Annotated in this window: 12 protein-coding genes; 10 read left to right on the forward strand and 2 right to left on the reverse strand. The window is 71.2% G+C overall.

Annotation, left to right across the window (positions count from 1 at the left end):
• Positions 1-2 precede the first annotated feature (2 nt).
• Positions 3-1,421, reverse strand: a complete 1,419-nt coding sequence (eccB, locus tag OHA68_RS19975; protein ID WP_327108972.1) for a type VII secretion protein EccB — start codon at positions 1,419-1,421, stop codon at positions 3-5.
• Between the two features lie 121 nt (positions 1,422-1,542).
• Between eccB and OHA68_RS19980 the strand changes: the two genes are divergently transcribed.
• The 7 genes from OHA68_RS19980 (at position 1,543) to OHA68_RS20010 (ending at position 14,956) form a co-directional block, all read left to right on the forward strand.
• Positions 1,543-2,418, forward strand: a complete 876-nt coding sequence (locus OHA68_RS19980; protein ID WP_327108973.1) for an SseB family protein — start codon at positions 1,543-1,545, stop codon at positions 2,416-2,418.
• The gene (locus tag OHA68_RS19985; RefSeq protein WP_327108974.1) at positions 2,415-2,819 is read left to right on the forward strand and encodes a hypothetical protein; all 405 of its coding nucleotides are present in this window, start codon (positions 2,415-2,417) and stop codon (positions 2,817-2,819) included. The genes OHA68_RS19980 and OHA68_RS19985 overlap by 4 nt, the downstream gene beginning before the upstream one ends.
• A 78-nt stretch (positions 2,820-2,897) precedes the next feature.
• On the forward strand, positions 2,898-3,299 hold the full coding sequence (locus tag OHA68_RS19990; protein ID WP_327108975.1) for a YbaB/EbfC family nucleoid-associated protein: 402 nt from the start codon (positions 2,898-2,900) through the stop codon (positions 3,297-3,299).
• Positions 3,296-3,643: a hypothetical protein gene (locus tag OHA68_RS19995; RefSeq protein WP_327108976.1), complete on the forward strand. Its 348-nt coding sequence runs from the start codon at positions 3,296-3,298 to the stop codon at positions 3,641-3,643. The genes OHA68_RS19990 and OHA68_RS19995 overlap by 4 nt, the downstream gene beginning before the upstream one ends.
• A 31-nt stretch (positions 3,644-3,674) precedes the next feature.
• Positions 3,675-13,556 (forward strand): WXG100-like domain-containing protein, encoded by a 9,882-nt coding sequence (locus OHA68_RS20000; RefSeq protein ID WP_327108977.1) that lies wholly within the window; start codon positions 3,675-3,677, stop codon positions 13,554-13,556.
• Between the two features lie 268 nt (positions 13,557-13,824).
• Positions 13,825-14,352 (forward strand): hypothetical protein, encoded by a 528-nt coding sequence (locus tag OHA68_RS20005; RefSeq protein WP_327108978.1) that lies wholly within the window; start codon positions 13,825-13,827, stop codon positions 14,350-14,352.
• Entirely contained in the window at positions 14,345-14,956 is a 612-nt protein-coding gene (locus tag OHA68_RS20010; RefSeq protein ID WP_327108979.1) for a hypothetical protein, read from the forward strand. Before OHA68_RS20005 ends, OHA68_RS20010 begins: the two co-directional genes overlap by 8 nt.
• A gap of 14 nt (positions 14,957-14,970) precedes the next feature.
• Here OHA68_RS20010 and OHA68_RS20015 read toward each other — a convergent pair whose 3' ends face one another.
• On the reverse strand, positions 14,971-20,280 hold the full coding sequence (locus OHA68_RS20015) for an FtsK/SpoIIIE domain-containing protein (RefSeq protein WP_327108980.1): 5,310 nt from the start codon (positions 20,278-20,280) through the stop codon (positions 14,971-14,973).
• A gap of 485 nt (positions 20,281-20,765) precedes the next feature.
• Between OHA68_RS20015 and OHA68_RS20020 the strand changes: the two genes are divergently transcribed.
• The 3 genes from OHA68_RS20020 to OHA68_RS20030 are packed head-to-tail and all read left to right on the forward strand — an operon-like array spanning position 20,766 to position 23,441.
• Positions 20,766-21,431, forward strand: a complete 666-nt coding sequence (locus tag OHA68_RS20020; RefSeq protein ID WP_189144535.1) for a hypothetical protein — start codon at positions 20,766-20,768, stop codon at positions 21,429-21,431.
• 1 nt (position 21,432) lies between these two features.
• Positions 21,433-22,149 carry a hypothetical protein gene (locus tag OHA68_RS20025; protein ID WP_327108981.1) on the forward strand — a complete coding sequence of 239 codons (717 nt, stop codon included), beginning with the start codon at positions 21,433-21,435 and terminating at the stop codon, positions 22,147-22,149.
• On the forward strand, positions 22,146-23,441 hold the full coding sequence (locus tag OHA68_RS20030; protein ID WP_327108982.1) for a CpaF family protein: 1,296 nt from the start codon (positions 22,146-22,148) through the stop codon (positions 23,439-23,441). The genes OHA68_RS20025 and OHA68_RS20030 overlap by 4 nt, the downstream gene beginning before the upstream one ends.

Consider the following 23,441-nt stretch of genomic DNA (forward strand, 5'->3'; position numbering starts at 1 on the left):
GCCTAGCCGGACAGGACGTTCATCGGGGTCAGCGCCGCCGCGGGGTCCAGCGTCGGCCCCTGGGGGATCAGGCGCAGGATGCTCGCGGGCACCGGTGTGACGTCCGCGGCGTCGTAGCCGAGCTTGGCGAGCACGTCCGCCGACGGCACCGGGTAGCGCACCCCCTGCTCGCTGATCAGCGACAGGGAGGTGGTCACCGCGCTGAGCTGGCCCTCACCGGGGAGCAGCCCGGCGATCACGGCGCCGCCCGGCGGGAGCAGCACCTGGTCGAACCGGTCCTGGTTGCCCGTGCTCGTCGGTGTGGGCATCGTGAAGCCGTTGCCGCCGACCGTCACCTTCGCCACGACCGAGCCCGTCTGCGTGTTCGGGTAGGTCAGGCAGAGCGGCGCCGAGCCGGGCGGGTCCATCATCGTGGGCATGGCCGTCGGCAGGCTGCGGTCCAGCATGTTCTGCTTCGAGGGGGAGGCGTTGGCCGAGGCGGCGTCGATGGTGATCGGCAGCGCCGGGCGGGATCCGTACGCCTTCTTGCTGTTGGGGTCCTCCAGCAGGAGCCTGGCCTGCACGGGGGAGATGGGCGCCAGCCCGTCGGTGAGCAGGACGTACCACCGGGCCGGGGTGCCGGGGACGGCCGGGACCGTGAAGATCTGGCCGACCGCCGCGGTGACCTTGCCGCCGGCGCGCACCTTCCGCCCGAGGCCGACCACCCTGGGGCCACGGAAGTCGCGCCCGGCCGGCAGCGCGTTCAGCCAGGCCGACGGCACCTTCCTGGGCTGCGCGTTGAGCGCCCGCACGCCGTTCGCGTCCATCCGCATGCGGCGATCGGCCCAGATCATCCAGTTCTGCCGTCCGTCGGTGACCACCATCGCGTTCATGCCGATCGGCTTCCCGCCGACGTCCGTCCCCGCGACCAAGGAGGTGTACGACTTGCTCTCGCCGAGTTTGTCGGGCCCGTCATGGACGCACACGGACCAGGGCTTCTTGACCAGCTTTTCCCGCTCGGGCAGCGAGTCGGGGGCGCCTTCGATGCCGATGACCGGCCCGCGCGCGAACTCGGTCAGGGAGGCCGCGCTCACGCTGCGCGTCCGGACCTCCCCGGCGTCCAGCACGAGCCGCGCCGACACGTAGTTGGCCACCGGCAGCAGTCGCCGCTGCTTCGCGCTGTAGACGTAGGTGGCCCCGCTCTCCTCCTCGACCAGCAACTGTCCCGGCTCGGTCAGCTTGGTGGCGTTCCCGGGGGACACCAGTCCCCAGATGCCGAACACGGCAAGGACCAGAATGCCGACCAGGATGCCGCCGAACGTGGCGACGTTCTGGCGGCGCATGGGCGACTCCGGGACGTCGGGTTCGCCCTGCAGCAGCGCCATCCCCAGCCGCTGCTGCATCAGCCGATGAGCCTGATAGAGGTCCTTGTTGGTCTGCATGTCCCCTCATCGCGTCAGGTCGCCCTGCGTGCCCTGGCCCAAATATCCCAGTTTCTGGAGGCGTTCCGCACCCCATCCACCTCACCAGGCTCCTCAGGCACGCGTGAACTACTGTGAGGCCGTGCGGCCAGGGAACGACTTCGAGGAGCGGTTGTGGGCGGCTCATGAGGCGGGTCAGAACGCCCTGTGCCTGAGCCTGCTCCGCGACGCGGACTTCGCGCTGCCGATCACGGCCGCCGCGGCCGCGGGCGCCGAGCCGGTCGCGTGGGCGACCGCCGAGGGGGCGGACCGGACCTGGGTGCTCGCGTACACCTCGGTGGAGGCGATGCGCGAGGCCGGCGGGGGCGTGGCCGCGCACTGCCGGGCGACCTCCCTGGTGGAGCTGGCGGCGGGCTGGCCGGACCCGAGGTGGGGGCTGGCGATCAATCCGGGCCTGGCGGTCGGCTTCATGCTGGAGCCCGGCACGGTGGCCCGGCTGGCCGTGCCCACCCTCGCCCAGGATCTCCTGCTCGACCCGGAGGCGGGGGTGCCGGTCGTGCAGAAGCTGCTGGGTCCCGCCGACATCCACGCCCTGCTGGCCGGAGGCGAGCCGCGGATCTCCGGCTACTGCCATCACGCGCTCGACGTCTCGCACATCGCCACGCCCGTCGTGCTGGCCGAGGCGCTGGGACAACCCGAGATGATCAACGACGCCGGCTCGCTCAACCTGCTGCGCTGGCGTCCGGTGGGGCCGGACCTCTACCGCACCCCGTACGGCGGGATCGACGAGGAGGGCAGGGACGCGGTCGCGGGCTGGGTGGTCGAGGAGCCGCCGTTCGTCGGCATGGGCCTGGTGCCCAACGTCGACCAGGTCATCCGCGAATACCGGATCTACGGCGTCGAGCTGCCGCACGGCGCCGAGATCTGGGAGCTCACCGTGGCGGGGACCGAGCACCGGCGCGCGATCTACCACGGTGACCTGCGGCGCTGGCTGCTGATCCAGGCCCAGGCGCGATGACCTGGGCCTTCTACCGGGCCCGCTGGCAGGGCGCCGACTACGTGGCCAGCCCCGAGCCGCACGCGCTGGAGCTGTGGATCCGGCTGCGCAGCGCCGAGCCGCGCGAGGGCTTCGAGGAGGTGGAAGCCGGCTGTCACGTGCGCCCGGTGCCCGCCTCGGAGTGCGCGGCGGTGCACTTCGTGGTCACGGTCTGCCGATGGCGCGGCGAACCGTTCCAGGTGTGCGCGGAGCGCGACGGCGAGTTGCTGCTGGAGTACGCGGGTGGGTCCGCGCGTACCGCCGTGGAGCTGGGGCTCGACCGGATCGAACGGGGCGTCTACCGCCGCTGGGTGCCGTGCGCCGAGGCCGGCGAACTCCAGGAAAAGGCGGTACTCGTACATGGCGATCAAGGTTTTTTGTAGACAGGCTCTTGTTACTTGGTGTTCATGTGGCGGAAACTAACCCAAATGCCCCATGTGGCAAGTGTGAAGGGGGGTCTCATGGAGTCGGCGAGCAAGTCGGTCGCGGGGATGCAGGCCTACGCCGAGGAACTGCGGGCGACGTTCATGCGGCTACGGGACGAGGGCGCGGAGATCCACGCGCGGGCCAAGGCCCTGCAGGTGACCGAGAAGTCGCACGACGGCCTGGTCTCGGTGACCGTCGGCTCGCGGGGGGAACTCGTCCGGCTCGACCTCGACCCGCGCATCTTCCGCCGCCCCGACTCGCGGCACCTCGCCGACACGATCGTGGAGACCGCCGGCCGGGCCGGGGAGCGGGTCCGCGAGCGCATCACCGAGGTCTTCGCGCCGCTGATCCCGCAGGACCAGATCAAGGCGCACCTGGACGGCGACGTGGACGGCATCTTCGACCTGCTCGCCGGTGAGACGGGAGACACGAGATGAACCCTTGGAACGAGTCAGTGCTCACCAAGTCCGTGGTCGACCGCGGCATCTCCCAGTGGGCCACCATGGCCGGCGACATGGAGCGGGACATCCCCAAGCTGACCGCCGAGCTCCTGCGCTGCCTGGAGGCCACGCCCTGGGGCAACCAGGCCGAGGGGAAGGCGTTCCAGGCCGGCCACCTGGGCGACGGCGGGCCGACGGATATGATCAAGCGGTGCGAGAAGCTCGTCAAGGACATCGCCGAGCTCGGTGACGGGATGCGCGCCTCCGTCGACAACACCCTCGGCGCGCACAGCGCCAATGCCCAGGACTGGGCCGGGATGGGACGGACGTTCGAGGCTTGAGGCGACGGGCGGACTCTGAGCGGAAGCGTCCGTGACGACCGGCGGCACCATTGACACCCAGGGTTCGGGCGGCCAGCCGACCCAGCAGGGTGTCGTACGCATCGACAGGGACGAGCTCCCCGTCTGGGAGACCGAGGCGCTGCCCGACTGGGTGGTCAACTGGCTGATCCCCATGCTGTCGGCCGGCCAGAAGTGGCCCGACGCCAGCGAGAGCGGGCTGTCCACGCTCGCGGCGGCGTACGAGAACCTGGCGGCCGGAACCGCCGGGTACGACGTTCCCGCCGGCACCGCGGCGCGCACCATCGCGGCCGGCATGGCGGCGCCCGCCACGGCGAACTTCATCACCAGGGCAAGGCACCTGTACGGCCAGGAAGCCGGCATGGCGGGGGTCCGCGGGAACGCCACCAGCTACTCCCAGCAGGTCAGCAACTTCGCGGTCGAGACGCAGTATTCCAAGATCTCCATCAATGTGGCGTTCTGGATCACGGTCGTCGCGATCGCGATCGCCCTCTACGTCTCCTTCTTCACCGCCGGCTCGGCCACCCCCCTGATCGGCCCGTACGCGGCGGCCGGCCGCTCGGCCATCAGCCGCCTGCTCGCCAGGCTCGCGGCGGCCGCCGGGCGGCCCGCCGCCGCCACCCGCCTGGCCGCCGTGACGACCATGAACGGTGCCACCGGCCGCGCCGCCCTCGTCCGGCTGATCGCCAGCCCCATCGGCAGGGAACTCGTCGAGGAGATCGGCGAAGAGGGCGCCATCGACGGCATCTCCCAGTACCTGCAGATGCGCAAGGGCACCCGCACGGAGTGGGACTGGAAGAAGACCGGCGCCGCCGTGGTGGGCGCGGGCACCGGCGCCGTCGTCGGCATGCGGCTGGCCGGGCCCGTCTCCCGGGTCACCCGGCACGTCCCCGGCTTCACCGGACGCGCGCTCAGCACGGGCCTTAACAACGCCGTCGCCTCACCCGTCGGCAGCTTCGTCGCCAATGGGGTCGTCTACGGGGAGTGGAAGAACCCGTTCACCGCCGACTCCATGATGGGCGGGTTCCTCGGCGGTGTCGGCCGTACCGGCACCATCAGCCCGTTCAACCCCGACGTCCTGTCGGCGCTGACCCACCCGACCAGCGCCCTGGCCGCCGCGTACGACTCCGCCGCACAGGCGGACGCGGCGCGCGCGGCGGCGAACCCGCCCCCCGCCGGCGGCCCCACGCCGGACGGCACCCCCTCGAACGGCGGCCCGCCGGTCAACACCGGCCCCACTCCCACCCCGCAGGGCGCCGCGGCCCCCGCCGCCACCCGTACGGCCCCGTCCCCTGACACGAACGACCTGGGCAGGCGGGGATCGGCCGCGCCCGACCAGCAGACGCGGCAGCCGGCCGACGCCTCCGGCGGCAGAACGACGACCCGCCAGACGACCACCGCCGACGACGGCCGGCCCGCGCCGACCGGCGACCGGGACGAGAACCAGACCGCTGCCACCGCCCCGACACCGGACGCCGGCACCACCCCGGACCGTCAGACCTCCTCCCGCACCACGGACAGCCCCCAGACGGCCGACCAGAGACAGCCGTCCGCCGACCAGCGGCCCGCCGACCCACAGACCGCTGACCAGCAGACCGCTGACCAGCGGTCCGCCGAACCGGTGTCTGGCGATCAGACGGCCGGTGACCAGCGGTCTGGTGACGAGCGGTCCGCAGAGCCGGTGTCAGGCGATCAGGCCGCCGGTGACCAGCGGTCGTCCGAAGAGCGGCAGGCGGCCCCCGGGCCGGAACGCGGGCAGGGCGCCCCGGCCGCGTCCGACCCCGGCACGGACACCGCCGACCGGCGCCCCGCGGCGGCCGCGACGACCCTCGCCGACAACGCGCCACCCCATGCCGTCAGAGCCCACACCGCGCTGGTCGAAGCATTAGGGACCAGCTTCTCGGCCATGACCGCCAACCGGGACGGAGACCTGGTCGTGCCCCGCAGCGGCGGCGACCTCGTCGTGTCCGCCGCGGCCGTGCGCGGCATCCAGGCGACCCTGAACCGGAGCGCCGAGAACGTCACCGACCTGTCACGCCTGCGCACGGAGGCGACACTGCTCCTGGTCCGGGCCGTCGGCAGGGCGGTGACCGGCCAGAGCGCCCCCGACGGCGACCAGGACACGAGCAGGCCGGGGACGGTCACGTCGCGCCAGCTGCGGGGCACCAGGTTCGTGACCGGCGGTCGGCCGTCCGGCACGACCCTCACTCTCGACGAGATCCAGGCCGCAACCACCACCCTGAGGAGCGCCGATTTCCTCCAGGAGAACGTGCGGAGCCTGACCTGGTCGAGCGACGGCTCCACGCTGCGCGTACAGATCGGCGCCGACAACGTCCAGTATTTCCGGCCGGTAGTCGGCGACCTGAGCCGCACCCTGATGGCGAAGACCGAGATCCGGGCGGGCAGCACAGAGGACACCGCGCACGTCGTCCGTTTCGCGCCCGGCCTGGCCGCGGATCAGGTGGCCAGGGTCTGGCTGCACGAGATCACCGACACCCTGCAGCAGCAGGCGTCGCCCAGGAGGCGGCGGACGCTGCGCCGGCTGCTGACCGACTGGCGAGGACGGAAGACCCAGGACGAGTGCCTTCCGGCCCGGCTCAACGAGCACGCGTTCCTCAGCGAGCAGTGGAAGCGGGCGACGAGTCTCCCCGAGAAGCGCCTGCTCGCGGTGGACATCGACGGGGTGGCGCGGGACATCGCCGCGCGCGGTCACGCGGAGCCGCCGCCGCCGTGGGCACCGACCCAGGCCGCCCGGCCGTCCCATGCGCCGCCCCTGGCGGACGGCATACCCTCCCGGCCGCAGATGCAGGAGGCCGTCGACGCCTTCACCGGCACCGAGGAGAGCCTGCGGCAGGAGATCGCCACCCTTGAGCAGCGAGCCGATCAGGCGGGCGCCGCGGCACAGCGGTCCGCGATGGACGCGCGGCGGGCGAGCAGGCAGCGCGACGCGAACAAGTACGAACGCGCACGCAAGGCTCGCAAGGCGCGGCGGGCCCACCAGGCCGCGCAGAAGCGGTACCAGCGGATCGCCGCCGCGTACCGGACCGCGCTCGACCAGGCGGAGGAGGCGCGGAAGTCCTACCGCGAGGCGCTGAAGCCGCAGGCGACCCGGCGGCATGCGCTGCACGCCCGGCAGGAGCACCAGCTCTTCCTGCACCTGCTGTCGAAGGCGCTGCCGGATGACGCCAGCCTGTCCGCCGCGATGCCCGCCGGCCGATTCGCCCACCTGACCCGGCTCACCGACACCGTCAACGAGCTCCTGCGGGACAACGACATCGGCCACCAGTACACCACTGACGAGCTCCAGGAAGCCCTGCGCCAGGACTTCCACCGGATCGTCTCCCCGGAAGGCGGAGTGCTGCGCGTCGGCAGCACCCGGTCGGCGGCCGAGTTGCGCATCTGGCTCACGGTCGGCGACCTCGTCGAGGTGCTCAACCTCGACACCGAGTCCTCGGAGATGATGGTGGGCGGGTTCGCCCTGGGCGGCAGGACCGTCGCGGCGACCATGGCGGGTAGCGTCGGCGTATCGGTCCCCTTCAACACCGCGCCCCTGGCGGACGCCCTGCCCGAGGGCAGTGCGGTACACGCGATGGCCAAAACGGTGAATGGCAAGGTCACCGCCGACGCGGGCTCGAACGCCTCCTTGACCGGTGCGGCGGCGGCCTTCAAGCAGACGGGGTCGGTCGTCGACGACCGGTCGGAGTCAAGGCTGTTCGACGCCTCGGCCGCCTGGACGGTGCAGATCCGTACCTCGCACGCGGAGGGCTGGAAGGGCACGGTCACGGTCGACTCCGGTGCGCCCGGCGACGGCGCGAACCAGTGGATGTGGGTCTCGCATCCCTACACCGACCCGCCTGCCCGGGACGTCATCACGATCGACGAGGACAAGCGTGACCCGGCCATGCCCAACGTGACGCCCAGCGGCATGACCGGCCTGGAGGAAGCGCTCGACGCCGCGATGAAGGAGCTGGGCGGGGAGTACGCCAGGGTCGGCAGCGTCGCCCACCACCAGCTGCGCACGATCATCACCGAAGAGCTGCAGGTCAAGCTCCGCCAGGCGGTCAACACCGGATACCAGGGCGTCATCACCGTCGACGGCCGGCTGGACGCCACCGTGGAGATCAAGAGCGAGCTCGTCGAGGTGCCCCGCAGCAAGATGGTGGGAGGCGCGAGCGACGGCGTGTGGGAGGAAGAGGTCCTCGTCGACTTCGCCGCGGTGAACGGCAACGCGTCGTACGGCAGGTCGAAAGGAATCACCGGCGCGGTAGGGCCGGCGATCCCGGGCCTGACGGACGTCGACGTTCTCGGCTCCGCGGGGGAGTACGAGCCGACGTTCGGACCAAGCGCCAGGTTCGGCAGGGGAGTGGCGCGCTCGGACTCCTCGACCGCCAACTCACAGGCGATCTACCCGAACGTGCTCCGCCAGACAGGACACAGGCAGGGGTACGAAGTCCGCCTCGTCCACACCATCACCGTGCGGAAGACCGGAAAGCCGCCGGTCACGCTGGCGCCGGTCCACGGCACCGCCCTGGTCAGCATGCTGGAATCGGCGGCCTTCCGGCTGGGTCTGCCGGTCAGCCGCGAGGCTCTCGTGCACAGGTTCGGCAAGGTGGTGAAGGGGCGTGACGGGGTCCCCCAGCTGCGCGGCACCGTCGGGCCCAAGGTGCCCAAGGGACGCAGGGCCGCGCCGCCGGACTGGCTCGGCGACGGCCCCGGGCAGATGCGCGGCGCGGGCCCGGCCATGGTCGAGGACCTCACCAACCTGGACAGCGCGGCCAAGGAGGTCCTGAAGAAACTCGGCGACCTCGGTGTCGTGCCGAAGATCGACGGCGACGTCTTCACGTACGCCAACAACAAGCACACGTACTCCAACGACGACATCGAGTCCATCAGCCAGGACCTCAACCTGATGGAGGTCGTCGAGCAGCTGACCGAGCAGCGCATCCTGGCCGCCTACGACACCGTGGCGCAGGAAGGCATCGACGTCGATCTGGTGCTTCATCGGCTCAACCGGGCGCCAAAGCTCTACACGCTGCACATTGAGCTGAAGCAGAACTTCGACACCATCGGCAACGTCAGGATGTTCGACTCGGCGGCGCAGGTCGGGCTGCCCATCGGCTCGGACACCAGGGGCCAGGCGACCAGCCGGTCCAGGACGTACAGTGGTGGAGCTTCGCTCGGCATGGGCGACTCTCCTGCTCCCGGGCAGGACGGCCAGAAACACGACATCGGTGCGAACGTCGGCGCGGGGACCACGGAGACCATCGGCTCCAGCACAGGCGACACAGGGAACGTGGTCGGGCTCGGAGAGAGCGGCGGACTCATCGCGAAGATGGACGTCGAGCACGAGCTGATCTTCAGCCTGCGGCACCGGGGCGAGCAAACTCAGCTGGCCGTCACCGACGGGCAGGTCACGCTGGGATTCGCCGCCGACCTGCTGCCCGCTGAGCATCCGCAGGACGGGTCCGTGGGGGTCCTGCCCGACAAGGTGGCGGCCCGAGCGACCTTGCTGCACATGGACACGCCGGACATGGTGGACGCCGCGGCGCGGGTGCTGCCACGGGCGATGGGCAGCAAGCCGTCGACGGACTCGACGGACTCGACGGACTCGACGGACTCGACGGACTCGACGGACTCGACAGACTCGACAGACTCGGAAAAGCAGGGGGACTCGGTCGCGTCCCACTACTTCGCGAACGCCGTGAGCTCGCGCAACCTCGTCGCTCACCCGCACTGGCGGGGAGGGAAGTACACGCACGAGGCGGGCATCCGGCCCCAGAATACGGGCACGCAGTCGTCGCTGTCCGTGACGGGCGCCTTCGGCGAGGCGGAGGTCATCGGCGCTGTCCACTACGTGTCCGGGCGGATCAAGTTCGGGCTCACCAGCGCCGGCATCTCCTGGGGCAGTTCCTCGAACCTGTCCGCGGGCGCGTCCGTCGGCGCAGCCGGCGTGAACGACGGTGGCACGACGAATGAGGGAGGGAGGATCGACCTGCCCTCACGCACCGGTGGCACCGGCTCATCCAGGTCGCAGCTCGACATCGCGGGCAACGAGGACCTGACGATCGGGACGGGTATCCACTACTTCCTGAACGCCAAGGTGGACTTCGAGCTGACCGGCTCGGAGAGCGTCGCGGTCCCGGGGACGGTCGCCGGCCGGACCCCCGTCGGGGAGACCCTGCACACCACCTCCCAGGGCATGAGCCTGATGTCGATCCCCGAGTACGACGCCCTGCAGCTGTACGCCCAGGGCGAATTCGCCCTTCCCCTGTACCTGGTGGCCGATGCGGTGGAGCGCTTCACCAACGGCAGCCTGGACCTGGATAAAATGCTGGCCACTCCGCTGATCCAGCGCTACCTCAAGGAGGTGGCCAAGGCCCGCGCCGCCGGCGAGGACGTGGGTCTCGCCGACCGGCACACCCCACGGACCCTGCTCCACGCCGTCCGGCAGATGGCCGATCTCGGCGAGCCTGACCGCACCCGGCTCGAGCCCATGGAGCGGCTCGACCGGGCGTTGAGCCAAGCGGCCGAGCTCAACGAGCGGGCCCGCGACGTTGTGCTGGCCGCGCCCCTGGTGAACTCGATGGGCACGAGCGCGGTCGAGTCGTTCGTCCTGACCGACGCACAGGGCGACGAGATCTCCCTGCTGGACGCGGTGCTGGACACGGTGGCCCAGAACGCTTCCGAAGCGCCGGTCCACGACCCGAACTTCCTCAAGCAGCTGAGCGTCGACTTCGCGGACGATCGTAGCCACATCCGGGTCGGCGACATGTGGAGCCGTCGCGGTCTCGAAAGAAGCTACAAGGTACTGACCTCGGAGGAGACCGGGCAGACCGAGAAGGTCACCGTCAGGGTGAGACTGGTCCCCCTGGCGGACGTCGCTCCCGACCGGGCGACACTGATCGGCCGCACCAGCGAGGCCGGAATCATCAAGCAGCGGTACGTGTACAGGGTCCTGACCGAGACCGAGAGTTACAACGTCTCCTACGCCGTCGGGGTGGGCGTCAACACCGAAGAGGACGGCGATGGCAGCGGCCTCAGTGTGGGGACGGACCGTGTCCTCTCTGAGTCCGGCGGCCGCAACGAGGAGGGGGTCAAGCTGCAGCGGTTGGCGTTGTTCCTGGGGATCGAGCAGGTCGAGCAGGTGATGGTCCCGGTCATCGAGGTGGAGCGCCCCAACGCGCGCACGGGCAAGGTGGCCGCCAAAGACACCACGACCAGCAATCCGGAACTGCGCGCGACGTTGGTGCGCCGGATCCCCGCCGGCATGTCCCGCCCCGCCCACCTCGGCCCCGCGGCACCTTCCACGGTCACGGACCCCCGGCGCGCGGAGGTGCACGCCGGCCACTTCGTCGAGTCCCTCTTCTTCGATCAGGACAAGCCCACGCTGTACGAAGCCGTCTCCTGGCAGCTGACCAAGATGCTCGGCAAGAAGACGATGGCGGAGAAGGGCGCCGAGGTGGTCGCGCGGTTGTCCGATTCTTCGCTGCTCGCCCGCTTCGGCCGGATGGCCGGCCCGGGCGGCGCCGTGATGGTTCCGGTGGCGGTGCCGGGCGTCCGTGACCAGGGCCTGAACGTCACCGTCGAGGCCCACCTGAGCGACCTCGAGGTCGTCGGCGGTCCGTACCAGGCTGAGAAGGGCGAGATCGACAGAAGGGGGGACAACAGGAGCATCGCCGTGGGCCGCGGCCGGCTGGGCCCCCTGGGCATGGGCATGAACGGCTCCGAAAGCTCGTCCGGGCTCGGCATCGGGATGTCAACCGGGGAGCAGACGTCGGAGAGCATGTCCGACAGCGGCGGAAGCCGCAAGGAGCGCACCAAGAACGAGAAGAGCGCGAAGACCTACACCGTCCGCTTCCGGGTGGACTACGACCTGACCTACCAGCGCATGGCCCGTCGGACCGGCAGCGTGGAGCGGGCCGTCGGCGATCCGCTCGTCCGGGGGAACGCCACCTCCGGCGAGGTCTACCTCACCCTGTTCGAGGACGAGCTCGCGGAGCTGCGCGAACGGATGGAACAGGGCGTACGGCTCGGAGCGGCGCGCCCGGTGACCGCCACGTTCACCACCACCTCCACCCGCACCGGCCTGATCCAGCGGCTCACGGACGCGCGCATGGAGGCACGCGAGCGCGGGGAAGTGGCCCGGGTGGCGGTCTGGGAGCCGGACGGCCTGCACCGCTATCGCGCCTTCCCCGACGGCACCGTGTACAGCGAGACCCCCGACGGCGGGTTCGCCGAGGCGTTCAGCACGCTCGCCCCCGAGGTGCTGGCCATCGCCGAGGAGGAAGACGTCGACCTGCACCTGGTCTTCATGACCTCGGAGGTGCCCGGCACCTTCACCCAGCAGGTCACGGAGGAGCTGCGGACGCGGAACGTCGCCGCCGCCGAGCGTCCGGCGCCGGAGTGGCCGCACACCCAGGGGACATCGCAGCCGACCGCGGGCACGAGTGCCGCCCAGGGCGTCTCCGTCTCAGCTGTGGCGAGCAATTCATCGGCTCTGCCCGGCACGCCGTATGACGTGCCGGGCCGGCCCGAACAGGCCGCGCAACTGTCCCTGGCCGAGGTCCTCGGCCAGGACCTGACGGCGGCCGACTTCGGCGGCACCGGGACCACGGCCGCCTGGGCGGGGGACCGCCGCACGCTGCTCATGCGGTCGCCGACCATGCCCGTCGCGCAGGTCAAGGTGCTGATAGCCGATCCCGGTGAGGGCCTGATGGGCCGATCCCATCGGCGCGCGGGCACCTCGGACGACCCGCACATCATGATCCTCTCCCCAGCGCTGCCCCCGCTCCTGGTGTCGTCGGTGATGGTGCATGAGATCACCCACCTCACCCAGGAGCAGACGGCGGCGACGGCCGGCCGGCCCCAGGGCATGGTCAGGACCGCACTGCCGACGGCCGCGACCGAGGGCACCGACAACTGCCTGCTGCCGCGCTTCAACGAGCACGCCCACCTGTCCCGCAAGTGGCAGGCGGCCACCGACCCGGCCGTCCGCCGCTACCTCGCCGCCGCCATCGACGCCATCGCGGCCGACATCACCCGCCGCGGCCACACCCCGCCCGCCTCCCCTGAGGACCTGGGCCGCGTAGCACCCCCGAAGCCCCGCAACCGGATCGAAGCCCTGATCAACTGGGGCACCCCGGCTGCCACCGGTCCGTCGGCGTCCGCATCGTCTGCGGGGTCTTCCCAGGACTCGTCCACGATCGGCCAGTTCACACCCGGTTCGTCGGCATCCGTGGGCACTCCGGGCTCGCCCGTGTTCGGTGGCTCGTCGGCGGTGCCGATGACGGCCGCCGAGCTGCCGGTGACGGCCGCGATGCACGCGATCGAGCGCGGCGCCCTGCTCGCCGGCGCCCAGATCCGCCACCCCGGCCCCGGCCTCCTGGACCTGCTGGTGCCCGGCCATCCGCCCATCCCGGTGGAGGTACGTTCCCCGCGAGGCCCCGCCGGGCCGCCCGCGCTCGTGGACGGCGTGCTGGTCTTCCAGGTCGCCCCGCACGCCACCATCGGCGCGAACGAGCGAGCCGCGGCGGCAGCCGCGGCCGACGCGGTGTCCCGCGCCCTCGGCGCGTCCCAGCCAGAGCTGGCGGCGGCCGCCGCACTCTCCGAGGCCGTACGCCAGGTCCGCACGGCCACCCCCACCCAGCGACCCGGCCGCGTCACCTCACTGCTCGACCTCGCCGTACGACCGGACATCGCCCACCTGATCCCGCCGCAGGTGGCCACAGAGCTGATCGCCGAACTGGAACACTCGAAGTCCCGCCTTACGTACGAACACCGGCAGTTCCTGCGTCTGATCACCAACGGGACAGGGTGGCACCCGCCGGAGGAGTGCCCGGAGGACGGCCCCTGCGTATGCGGACGCCGAACCGAAGCCTCCGTCACACAGACATGATCCACTCCCGAACCACCGATCACGCGCCGCCTCTCAAGACGGACCGGCGACCGGCCTCCGACCAAGCCCCGCCGCCCGCGAAGGACGGGGCAGAGCTTGTGCCGGCCGGACCGAGACGCTGCGAGACTAAAAGAACCCGGCACTGCCGGGACTGCGGCACCCCGGCGCTTCGGAACTCCGGGACTGGGCACCCCGGGGCTTCGGGACTCCGGGACTGCGGCACTCCGGGGCTTCGGGACTCCGGGACTTCGGGACGAGAGGATGAGCGATGGCCTTCGCGGTGGCGCGCACCAGGGATGAGGCGCACCTCTACCTGGACCTGCACCCCTGCAGAACGTGCGGGTCGGTGGAGACGGACTGGAGCACCGGTCTCACCACGGTCGGGGGCGAGTTGGTCAACCGGTACGCCGGTGCCTGCGGCGAGTGCGAAGAGCCGCGCGAATACCTCTTCGGCCTCCCGGACCGCCCGGTGGCGCCCCAGGGCTATCCCACCTTCGGCGGCGACGAGCCCTCCCAGCTGCTGGACGCCGGCGAATGGCTCTGGGTGGCCGACCTGACCGCCGGCAACGTGCCGATCCACGACCCTGCCGAGGCGCACCACGCCCTGGCCGTCGCCGCCGCGGCCATCGAGGAGATCGTCAAGTTCATCCCCTCGGGCCAGGACGAGGCGCCCGCCGACGCGTTCTGGTCCGAACGCGGCCAAGGAATGCGCGCGGCCGAACCCGGCAGGTTCCAGCTGGACCGCCTGATGATCGTAAGAGACACCTACCGAGACCTGGCGGCCCAGCATGCCTGACCACGCTCACCCGGCACCCCCATCCGGTCACGCCCGCACTCTGATCGAGGCGTTCCTCTACCTGGACCTCACCGCGCACGGCCTGGACCCCGACCAGAGCCCGGACTTCACCACCCTCGATCACGACCCGGCCGCCGTGAGCCGGCAGGCGGTGCTCACCGAGGAGGAGGACGCCTGGCGCGTACGCCTGGGAGATGCCGAGGTCCTCGTGCCTTACGCCTCGGAGAGCGAGGCCAGGAGCGAGGACCTCACCTTCGGTTCGGGCCTCTCCGAGCTGATCGACCCGGGACAGTGGGCACTCATCGCCGTCACCTACGGCAACCGCGCCCTGGAAGCGTCCTTCTTCTTCGCCGCCGACTCCTCGGACGACGCCCAGTACGAGAGCATCACAGCCGACTGGCGCTTCGCCGCGGACGCCGTGGCCGAGGCCCTGAAGTTCCTCCCTGACGACGCCGACGAGCTCCCGGCCGAAGAGCTCTGGACGGCGATGAGCCAAGCCGTACGCGAGGAAGAACCTCAGCGCTTCACCCGCTCCGCCCTGGAGCAGGAGCTCGCCTACTACCGCCAGAGCCTGACGGACTTCCACCGCCTGCACGCCGAATAGCTCGTACACCTCCGTCAGTTGCCCGGGACAGCTGCCTGGATGGGGGAGACGTTGCCGGTGGTGACCAGGAGGCCGCGGCCTGGCGGGCCGCCGACCGTGCCGCGTGGCAGGCGGATGGAGAACAGGTCACCGTCTGCCTGACTCTGCACCGACAGCAGCACCCCGGTACGGGACTTGCGGGTCTCGGCCGCGAATCCCCGGTAGACGACCGTCAGGTCGGTCGTCGCGCCGGCGAGCAAGAGGGCGTGGTCCCCGTCCCGGCCCGAGCGGAGGATCTCCTCCAGGGCCGACCCCATGGGACTGTCGGGATCGATCAGCTCGGCGTCGTCCACGAGGACCACGTAGTGGTGCAGATCCGCGACCAGTTCCCGGAGGTTCGCGGCGTCGGCGTCGAGAACGGCCAGGGCCGTGCGCAGGCTCTTCAGCGGACTGCGTCTGGGCGTGACGGCGATGACCGGTGTGCCCTGGGAGATCAGCGACTCGGCGGCCGTCATCAGGACGGACGAGCGGCCGGAACGCGACGGGCCCGCGATCACCGCGCCTGGTCCTTGCGCCATCAGGTCGAGCCCGAGCGGGGTGAGGGAGTCGCCCCCGGCGCCCACGAGCGCCCACAGGGGCGACGGCGGGCGGAACGCGGGGTCCAGAGCGAGAGCCTGACCGGCGGTGATACGCATAGGCAACGGGTCCACACGCAACGGCGGCTCGCCGTCCCACAACCAGGCCCCTCGCCCGAGAGACACCGATCGCTCGTGAGCCGACCCGGGACGGTGCGGCGAGGTCGCCCCCGCCGCCGACACCTCGCCTGGCGACTGCGCCCCCGCCGTCGTCAGGTCGCCTTGCGATCGCGCCCCCGCAGTCGTCGGGTCGTCTGGAGACTGCACCCGCGTCGTCTGGTCGCCTTGCGACTGCGCCCCTGCCGTCGTCGGGTCGTCCGGAGACTGCGCCCGCGTCGTCGTCACATCACCTGGCAACTTCGCCGCCGGCGGGAAGAGCGGGGTCACCGGGTGCGCGGCGGTGCGGGCCAGGGACTGGAGTGCGGCTACTTGGGCGGGACCGGCCGGATCGGGGCTGAGGAGGGCGATCTGATGCTCCACGATGCCGTTCTGGCCCAGGGACAGGGCGCGGCCTGGGGGGATCGACGTCGGCAGGCCCTTGAGGGGGAATCCGGCCAGGCCGTAGTCGGTGGGGTCGGTGAGGCGGAGAAGCAGGCGGTTGTCGAAGAGAGTGGAGATCTGGCCGATCAGGCAGGATCGGTCGCCGGTCACCACGGCGCGCAGCCCCACCGCGGGGCCTTCGCGCAGCAACTGCATGAGTGCTTCCAGCAGGCGTCCGTAGTCATAGCCCTCGAACGCGGCGACGTAACCCTCCCAGCGGTCGAGCATGAGCACCAGCCAGGGGAGTCGATGGCCTGCCTGGCGGTATTCGGCCAGCGAGGCGTGCCCGGCTTCGGCCAGCAGTTGCTGGCGGCGGCTCACCTCGGCCCGGAGGCGGGTGAGCAGGCGCTCCACGCGGTCCAACTGGTCGCGGGTGACGACCGCGCCGCAGTGCGGCATCGCCACCAGTGGCAGCAGGGCGCCGGACCCGCAGTCGATCGCGTGTACGTGCACGTCCGAGGGGGCGGCGTAGGCCGCGATGGCGCCCGCGATCGTGCGCAGTGCCGTGGATCTGCCGCTGCGGGCCGCCCCGGCGATCACCAGATGGCCGCCGTGGGCGAGGTCGAGCGTGAGCGGCCGCCGGTCCTGCGCCCAGGGACGATCCGTCACCCCGAAGGCGAGCGGCTCCACCTCACCCGACCGGCTACCCCGTCCGTACGGCGCCACCTCGTCTGACCGGCTGCCCGGTCCGTACGGCGCCACCTCGTCTGACCGGCTGCCTCGTCCGTTCGGTGCCAGCTTGCCTGACCGGCCTCCTAGGCCGTACGGCTCGACGATGGTCATCGGGGCTTCCGGCCCACCAGAGGCGGGGGAGCCGGAGCCGAGGAGGGTGGAGTCAGCGGGCCGGCGTGGGTCGTCCGTCGCGGGAGGTGGCGGGCTCACGGCGGCCGTCGTGGGAAGGGCCAGGACCACCTGGGCGGGGATGGGCTCCAGCCAAGGGCGGGGCTGCTCCGGTACGCCCGCCAGGTGGGCGGCCTCGATCAGGGCGTCCGCGACGAGCGACAGGTCGGTGACGGCCGACATCTCGGCGGTCTCCGGCCGTGCCGGCAGAGCCCTGCCGAGCGAACGCCAGTCGACGCCCACGACCCGCACGTCCGCGTGGGCGGCGTCCTGGCCGGGGGCCCACGTGGGACCGCCCAGGCCAGGGTGCCCGCCGTTGCCGTCGGCGGCGCTGATGGCCAGGCTCGGGCTGCGGCCGCCCACCCTGGCCGTCTGAACCGCCGTGGCCGCCCCCGCGCCCGATTTCACGTAGCAGCGGCCGGGGGTGGACTTGGAGATGTGGGCGGCATCGGGCATGTCGATCACGTCGGCGGACTCGGCGGGCTCGGTGACGCGCAGGGCGATGCGGAGGGAGGTGTTGGCCTGGATGTCGGCCGTCACCACGCCCGCGGGGCGCTGCGTGGCCAGGATGAGGTGGATGCCGAGCGAGCGGCCCCGGCGGGCGATGTCGACCAGGCCGGTGACGAAGTCGGGCAGCTCCGCCACCAGCGCCGCGAACTCGTCGATGATCAGGACCAGCCGCGGCAGCGGATGACCGGTGTAGTCCTCGATGTCCTTGGCCCCGGCGGCCAGGAGGAGGCGTTCGCGGCGTCGGATCTCGGCGCCGAGCGAGTCCAGGGCGCGTTGCGTGAGGTGGCCGTCGAGGTCGCTGACCATGCCGACGGTGTGCGGGAGGCGGGTGCACTCCTTGAACGCGGCGCCGCCCTTGTAGTCGATCAGCACGAAGGTGAGCTGGTCGGGACGGTTGGCCACCGCCAGCGAACAGATCAGGGTCTGCAGCAGCTCCGACTTGCCCGCGCCCGTGGTGCCCGCGATCAGGCCGTGCGGGCCGTCCACGCTCAGATCGATCGAGAAGGGGCCTTCGGGGCCGGTGCCGATCAGCGCGCGGGTCGACCCCTGGTCGTGCCAGCGGGCGGCCAGCTCCTTGCCGGACAGGGAGCGCAGGCCGAGCAGGTCCAGCAGCCGTACCGCGTCCGGAAGCTGGCCGGCCGTGTCCTGCCTGCTCACGTCACGGATGGGGGACAGGGCTCTGGCCAGGCGATCGCACCACGAGGGCGACACCAGATCAGCCAGAACCGGGCCGATCACGTCGAGGCCGCCGCCGCGCAGGTGAACCCGGCCGTCGGGGTCGCAGGCGGCCACCGTGGCGCACTCCTCCGGCAGCAGCCGCTGGTCGTCGTCGATGGCCAGGGTGTAAACGCCCGCTCGCGGGCCCTGACGCAGGACCTGCGGCATGTTGGGCAGACCTCGCAGGGCCTGCGCGCCGTCGAGGATGACCAGCACGTCATAGGGGCGGGTGTCGTAGGTGGAGAAGGCCGGCGGCTCCGGGCCGCCGAGGTCGTCCCAGCCGGTGGGGATCTTGCCCAGCTCGGGGATCGCGGTGTTCTGACGCTCGTCGATGAGGGCGGCCAGCTCGCTGACGCGGTGGGCCGCGGACTCCGGGTCCGCGCCGACGAGGGCCACGCACTCCTCACCGCCACGGGGCCCGCAGTGCGGCAGCCAGCGCGTCCAGCCCCAGCGGCGCTCGCTGTCGGCATGCGCGGAGATGATCACGATGGCCAGGTCGCGCGGACTGTGCAGGGTCGCGGCCTGGCCGGCGAGCCAGCAGGCCAGGCCGGTGGCGTGGTCGCGCGGGCCGGTGACGCCCGCGACGCCGAGCCTGCGCATGGCCAGCGACACCGGCACCGCCCGGCAGACCGGCGGATCGAGGGAGCCGCCCTGCTCCTCGCTGAGATCCAGGTTGGCCGGCAGATCGGCGAGCCCCACTCTCAGCCGCAGCGCGTCGTCATCGTGGATCCTGCGCTCCCACAGCCGTCTGCGCGGGCCGATGGCGGTCAGCAGCACCTGGGCCGGGTCGGGCGAGTCGGACCTGCGCAGCAGCTCGTCCTCGGCCCTGGCCTGCTCGACCGTCTCCTCGAAGGCGTCGAGCCGCTCCCGGTATTCCTTGAGCGCCTTCCGGTGCTGCTTCTTGCCGTGCCGGCGGTCGCTCCACCACTGGCCGACCATGATGACAGGGGTCATCAGGGCCATCAGCAGGAAATACCACTGCTTGAGCACGTAGGCCAGGGTGAGACCGAGCACCGCGGGCAGGAAGGCGGCCAGCAACTGCAGCCGCATCCCTTCGTTACGGGTGGGCTCCTTCGGCCGGGCGAAAGCGCGGCGGCCCTCTGGACGCCGCAGCCGGGGCGGCCGGTTGTAGGCCACGCCGCCTTCGAGCCGGGGCGTCAGGTGGGCGTCGGGAGGCTCGATGGCCATCAGCGTGAACAGCGACGAGCCGCAGGCCAGCAGGGTGTCCTCCGGCCAGTCGACGGTGTCGGTGAGCGGCCGTGAGCCCAGCTCGGGAGGGGGCCGCGTGGCCTCGGAGGCGAACTCCGCCGCCTCCCGCTCCGCCACCCGCACCGTGAGCTCCGCGACCTCGTCGGCCCACCTGCCCTTGAGCTTGAGGCGCGGTGCCTGGCCGGGCGCCGCCCGCAGCGCGCGCTCCACGGTGATCGCGTCAGGAGTCACGCGTACGGTCACCGCCTCCGGGGCGAGGGCCGCGTCGGCGACGGTGATGGCGCACATCGGATCGGAGCCGATGACATGGACCCCGAGCCCCAGCCGGTGCACCGCGCCGGCGGCCGGACCACCGACGACGCGTATCTCCGCCACGCCGCCCGGCTCCTCGATGATCGTCATCCGGGCGAGGCGGGGATCGAGGGTGACCTTGTCGCCGTCGTACAGCACGGCCTTGGCCAGGGCGCGAGGGTCGAGCTGACGCCCGTTACGCCACAGCACGGCGGACCCACGCGCGAGCCCGCCGCCGGAGCTGCCGGGACCACCGGGATGACCGGAACGGCCGAGGCCCTCATTCGGGCCGGCAGGGCTCCGGAGGCCACCAGTGCCGCCGGAGCGGTGGGGGTCGGCGGGGCCGGAGGCAGACCAGGGTGAGCCGTTCCCGTCGGGCCGGCGCTGGCCCGGGACCTGGCCCGGGACGCGGGTGTCCCCGGTGGGGGAGGCCGTGGTGGACATGCCGTAGGGCGCGCGTGCTCGGGGCAGCCGGACGACCTCGGCGATCGGGTCGCGGCCGCTGAGCGCCTCGCTCACCGCCGCGACCGTCGCGTCTTCGTCCCCGTCGATCACGACGTCACGACTGCTCGCCTCGCCGAGCACGGTGAGCATGATCCGCATGTGCCGTCTCCTCGGTCGGATCTCGGCGCCAAGGTAGCGCCCGCCGCGACGCTAAGCCCTCCGGATGACATCAATGGCATGAAAGCCGCGGCCTGTGGATAACCCGGGCCACGAACCCAGCCCTGTGGACAGGTGCCACCCGCAAGCCGTAAGCGAAGTCTAAAAAACCACGAACTCCCGCCCCGACCCACCGAACGCCCGACTTGACGCCCTATCCCCCTTTAAGGTCGCGCCGAATATAACCAGACGTCACCCCATAAATCCGAAAACCTCAGTTAACCAAGTGACAAATGTTAATCCTGTGACTCTTACCCGGAAAAATCCATGCCCGTCAACTCGCTAGAAACAATAGGCATTGATTATCGCGAGTTGACACCAAGCCACCTGCGAAACAAGCATGGTTCTTCGCATTCGACCCCCGCTCCACCACCCGGATGCACATAATGGCGTGAATTCCAAAATTCACTAATGGGAGCCCCCGACCCATGAGGACCAGCGAAAAACCCGCCGTCGACACGGCCGGGTTGTCAGGCCCAGCCTCACGCAAGCTCCCCGTGCCCCCGCGCGAGCGCAAGCCTGCCCTGGCCGCCCTCGCCGTGCTGCTCATCCTGGGCGGAGCGCTCGCGACGACGCTGCTCGTGCTGCGCAGCGGTGACCGCATCTCCGCGATCAGGATCACCCAGCAGGTGGGCGCCGGCCAGCAGTTCACCGCGGAGGCCCTGGAGGAGGTCCAGATCGCCGACACCGGCATCGACTTCGTGAGCTGGTCGCAGCGGCAGCGGGTCCTCGACACCTTCGCGGCCGTCACCATCCTGCCCGGCACCCTGCTCACCAGCGACATGGGCGTCACGGCCAGCAAGGAGCTCGGCCCCGGCAAGGCCAAGGTGGGGCTCGCGCTCAAGCCGGGCCAGATGCCCGCGGGGCTGAAGCCCGGCGACCGGGTGCAGGTGGTGCATGTGCCGGGGCGCGGCGGCCAGGAGGAGGGCCGGGTGCTGGCGCAGAGCGCGCTGGTCTTCAGCGTCGGAGACAAGGGCAGGAGCGGCGGTGGCGGCCAGATCACCGTGATCGTGGAGACGCAGGTCTCACCCGTCATCCTCCAGTACGCCTCCGGCGGCGAGGTCGCCGTGGCCGAGCTTCCCGGGGCGCGCTGAGGTGGGGCTGATCGTGCTGGCCGCCGACAAGGGCGCGCCAGGGGTGACCACCGCGGCAACGGCCCTGGCCGCCGTCTGGCCCAGGCCCGTGCTCCTCGCCGAGTGCGACCCGTCCGGCGGGGACCTCGCCTACCGGCTGCCCGCCGCCGGCGGCGGTGTGCTCAATCCGGGCAAGGGCCTGCTCACGCTGGGCGCCACGGCCCGGCGCGGCCTGGAGCCCGCGCAGATCCACCAGCACACACAGAAGATCGTGGGGGGCCTGGACGTGCTGGTCGGCATCACGCACGGGGAGCAGGCCGCGGGCCTGACCTGGCTGTGGGGCCCGCTGGGCAGGTCACTGGCCGCGATGCCGAACGCCGACGTGATCGCCGACTGCGGCCGCCTCGGTTCGCACCCGCAGATCGGCGACCTGCTGGCGGAGGCCGATCAGGTGGTCCTGCTCACCAGGGCGACCCTGGATCATGTGGCCCACCTGCGCGAGCGCCTGAGCATCACCAAGGCGCACGGCGTGGTGGTCATCGCCGACCCGCGCGACTATCGCTCCTCGATCGACGACGTACGCAGGATCGTCGGCCCGTATGTCTCCTTCGTGCACGGGCTGGCCCATGACGTGAAGGGCGCGGAGCTGCTGCGCGGCCAGTGGGGCGGCCGGCTGGACCGATCGTTGCTGGTCCGTACCGCACGAGATCTCGCAGGACGGCTGGTGGGGGCCCGATGATCGATCACTCCCTCGTCAAGAGGTTCCGGCAGGAGGTCGGCGACCGCCTCGCCCACCAGCGCCGGATCGACCAGGCCAACGGCCTGCCCACGATGACGGGCGAGGACGAGCGCCAGTTCGCCCGGGCGCTGATCTCGCAGGTGCTGGAGGAGCACGCGCGCAGCGAGATCGGTCTCGGCCGCACCCCGCCCACGATCGAGGAGGAAGAGGCGCTCGCCGCGGGCATTCACGCGGCCCTGTTCGGCGTGGGGCGTCTGCAGCCGCTGCTCGACGACCCCGAGGTCGAGAACATCGACATCAACGGCTGCGACAAGGTGTTCGTCAGCTATGCCGACGGCCAGGAGCTCACGCGGGAGCCGGTGGCCGAGACCGATGAGGAGCTGATCGAGCTCATCCAGATCCTGGCCGCCTATTCGGGGCTGTCGAGCAGGCCGTTCGACACCGCCAATCCACAGCTCGACCTGCGCCTGCCGGACGGTTCGCGACTGAGCGCGGTGATGGACGTGACGGTCAAGCCCGCCGTCTCCATTCGCCGCGCCCGCCTCGGCAAAGTCTTCCTTTCCGACTTGGTCGGAAATAACACGATAAGCCCGGAAATTGGCCGTTTTCTCTCGGCGGCGATCGGCGCCCGGAAGAACATCATGATCGCCGGTTCGACGAACGCGGGAAAGACGACGCTGCTGCGCGCCCTGGCCAACGAAATCATGCCCAGCGAGCGCCTCATCACCGTCGAACGAGCCCTGGAGCTCGGCCTCGACCAGTTCGCCGAGCTGCACCCGAACGTCGTCGCCTTCGAGCAGCGCCTGCCCAACTCCGAGGGCCAGGGCGAGATCAGCATGGCCGAGCTGGTCCGCAGATCCCTGCGGATGAACCCCAGCCGCGTGATCGTCGGCGAAGTGCTCGGCGACGAGATCGTCACCATGCTCAACGCGATGACCCAGGGCAACGACGGCTCCCTGTCCACGATCCACGCCAACTCCAGCATGGAAGTGTTCAACCGCATCGCCACCTACGCCCTGCAGGCCCGTGAGCGGCTCCCGATCGAGGCCACGCACATGCTCATCGCGGGCGCGATCGACTTCGTCGTCTTCATCGAGAAGCGCAACGACTATCACCGCGGCGGCAGCCTGCGCCGCTACGTCTCCAGCATCCGCGAGGTCAACGGCTGCGACGGCCGCGTGCTGTCCAGCGAGGTGTTCGCCCCCGGCCCGGACGGCTCCGGCCTGCCGCACGCGCCGATCTCCTGCATGGAAGAGCTCGCCGCCTACGGCTACAACCCGGGGGGCTGGTGA

This window comes from Nonomuraea glycinis, from assembly GCF_035920485.1.
Classification (GTDB): domain Bacteria; phylum Actinomycetota; class Actinomycetes; order Streptosporangiales; family Streptosporangiaceae; genus Nonomuraea; species Nonomuraea glycinis.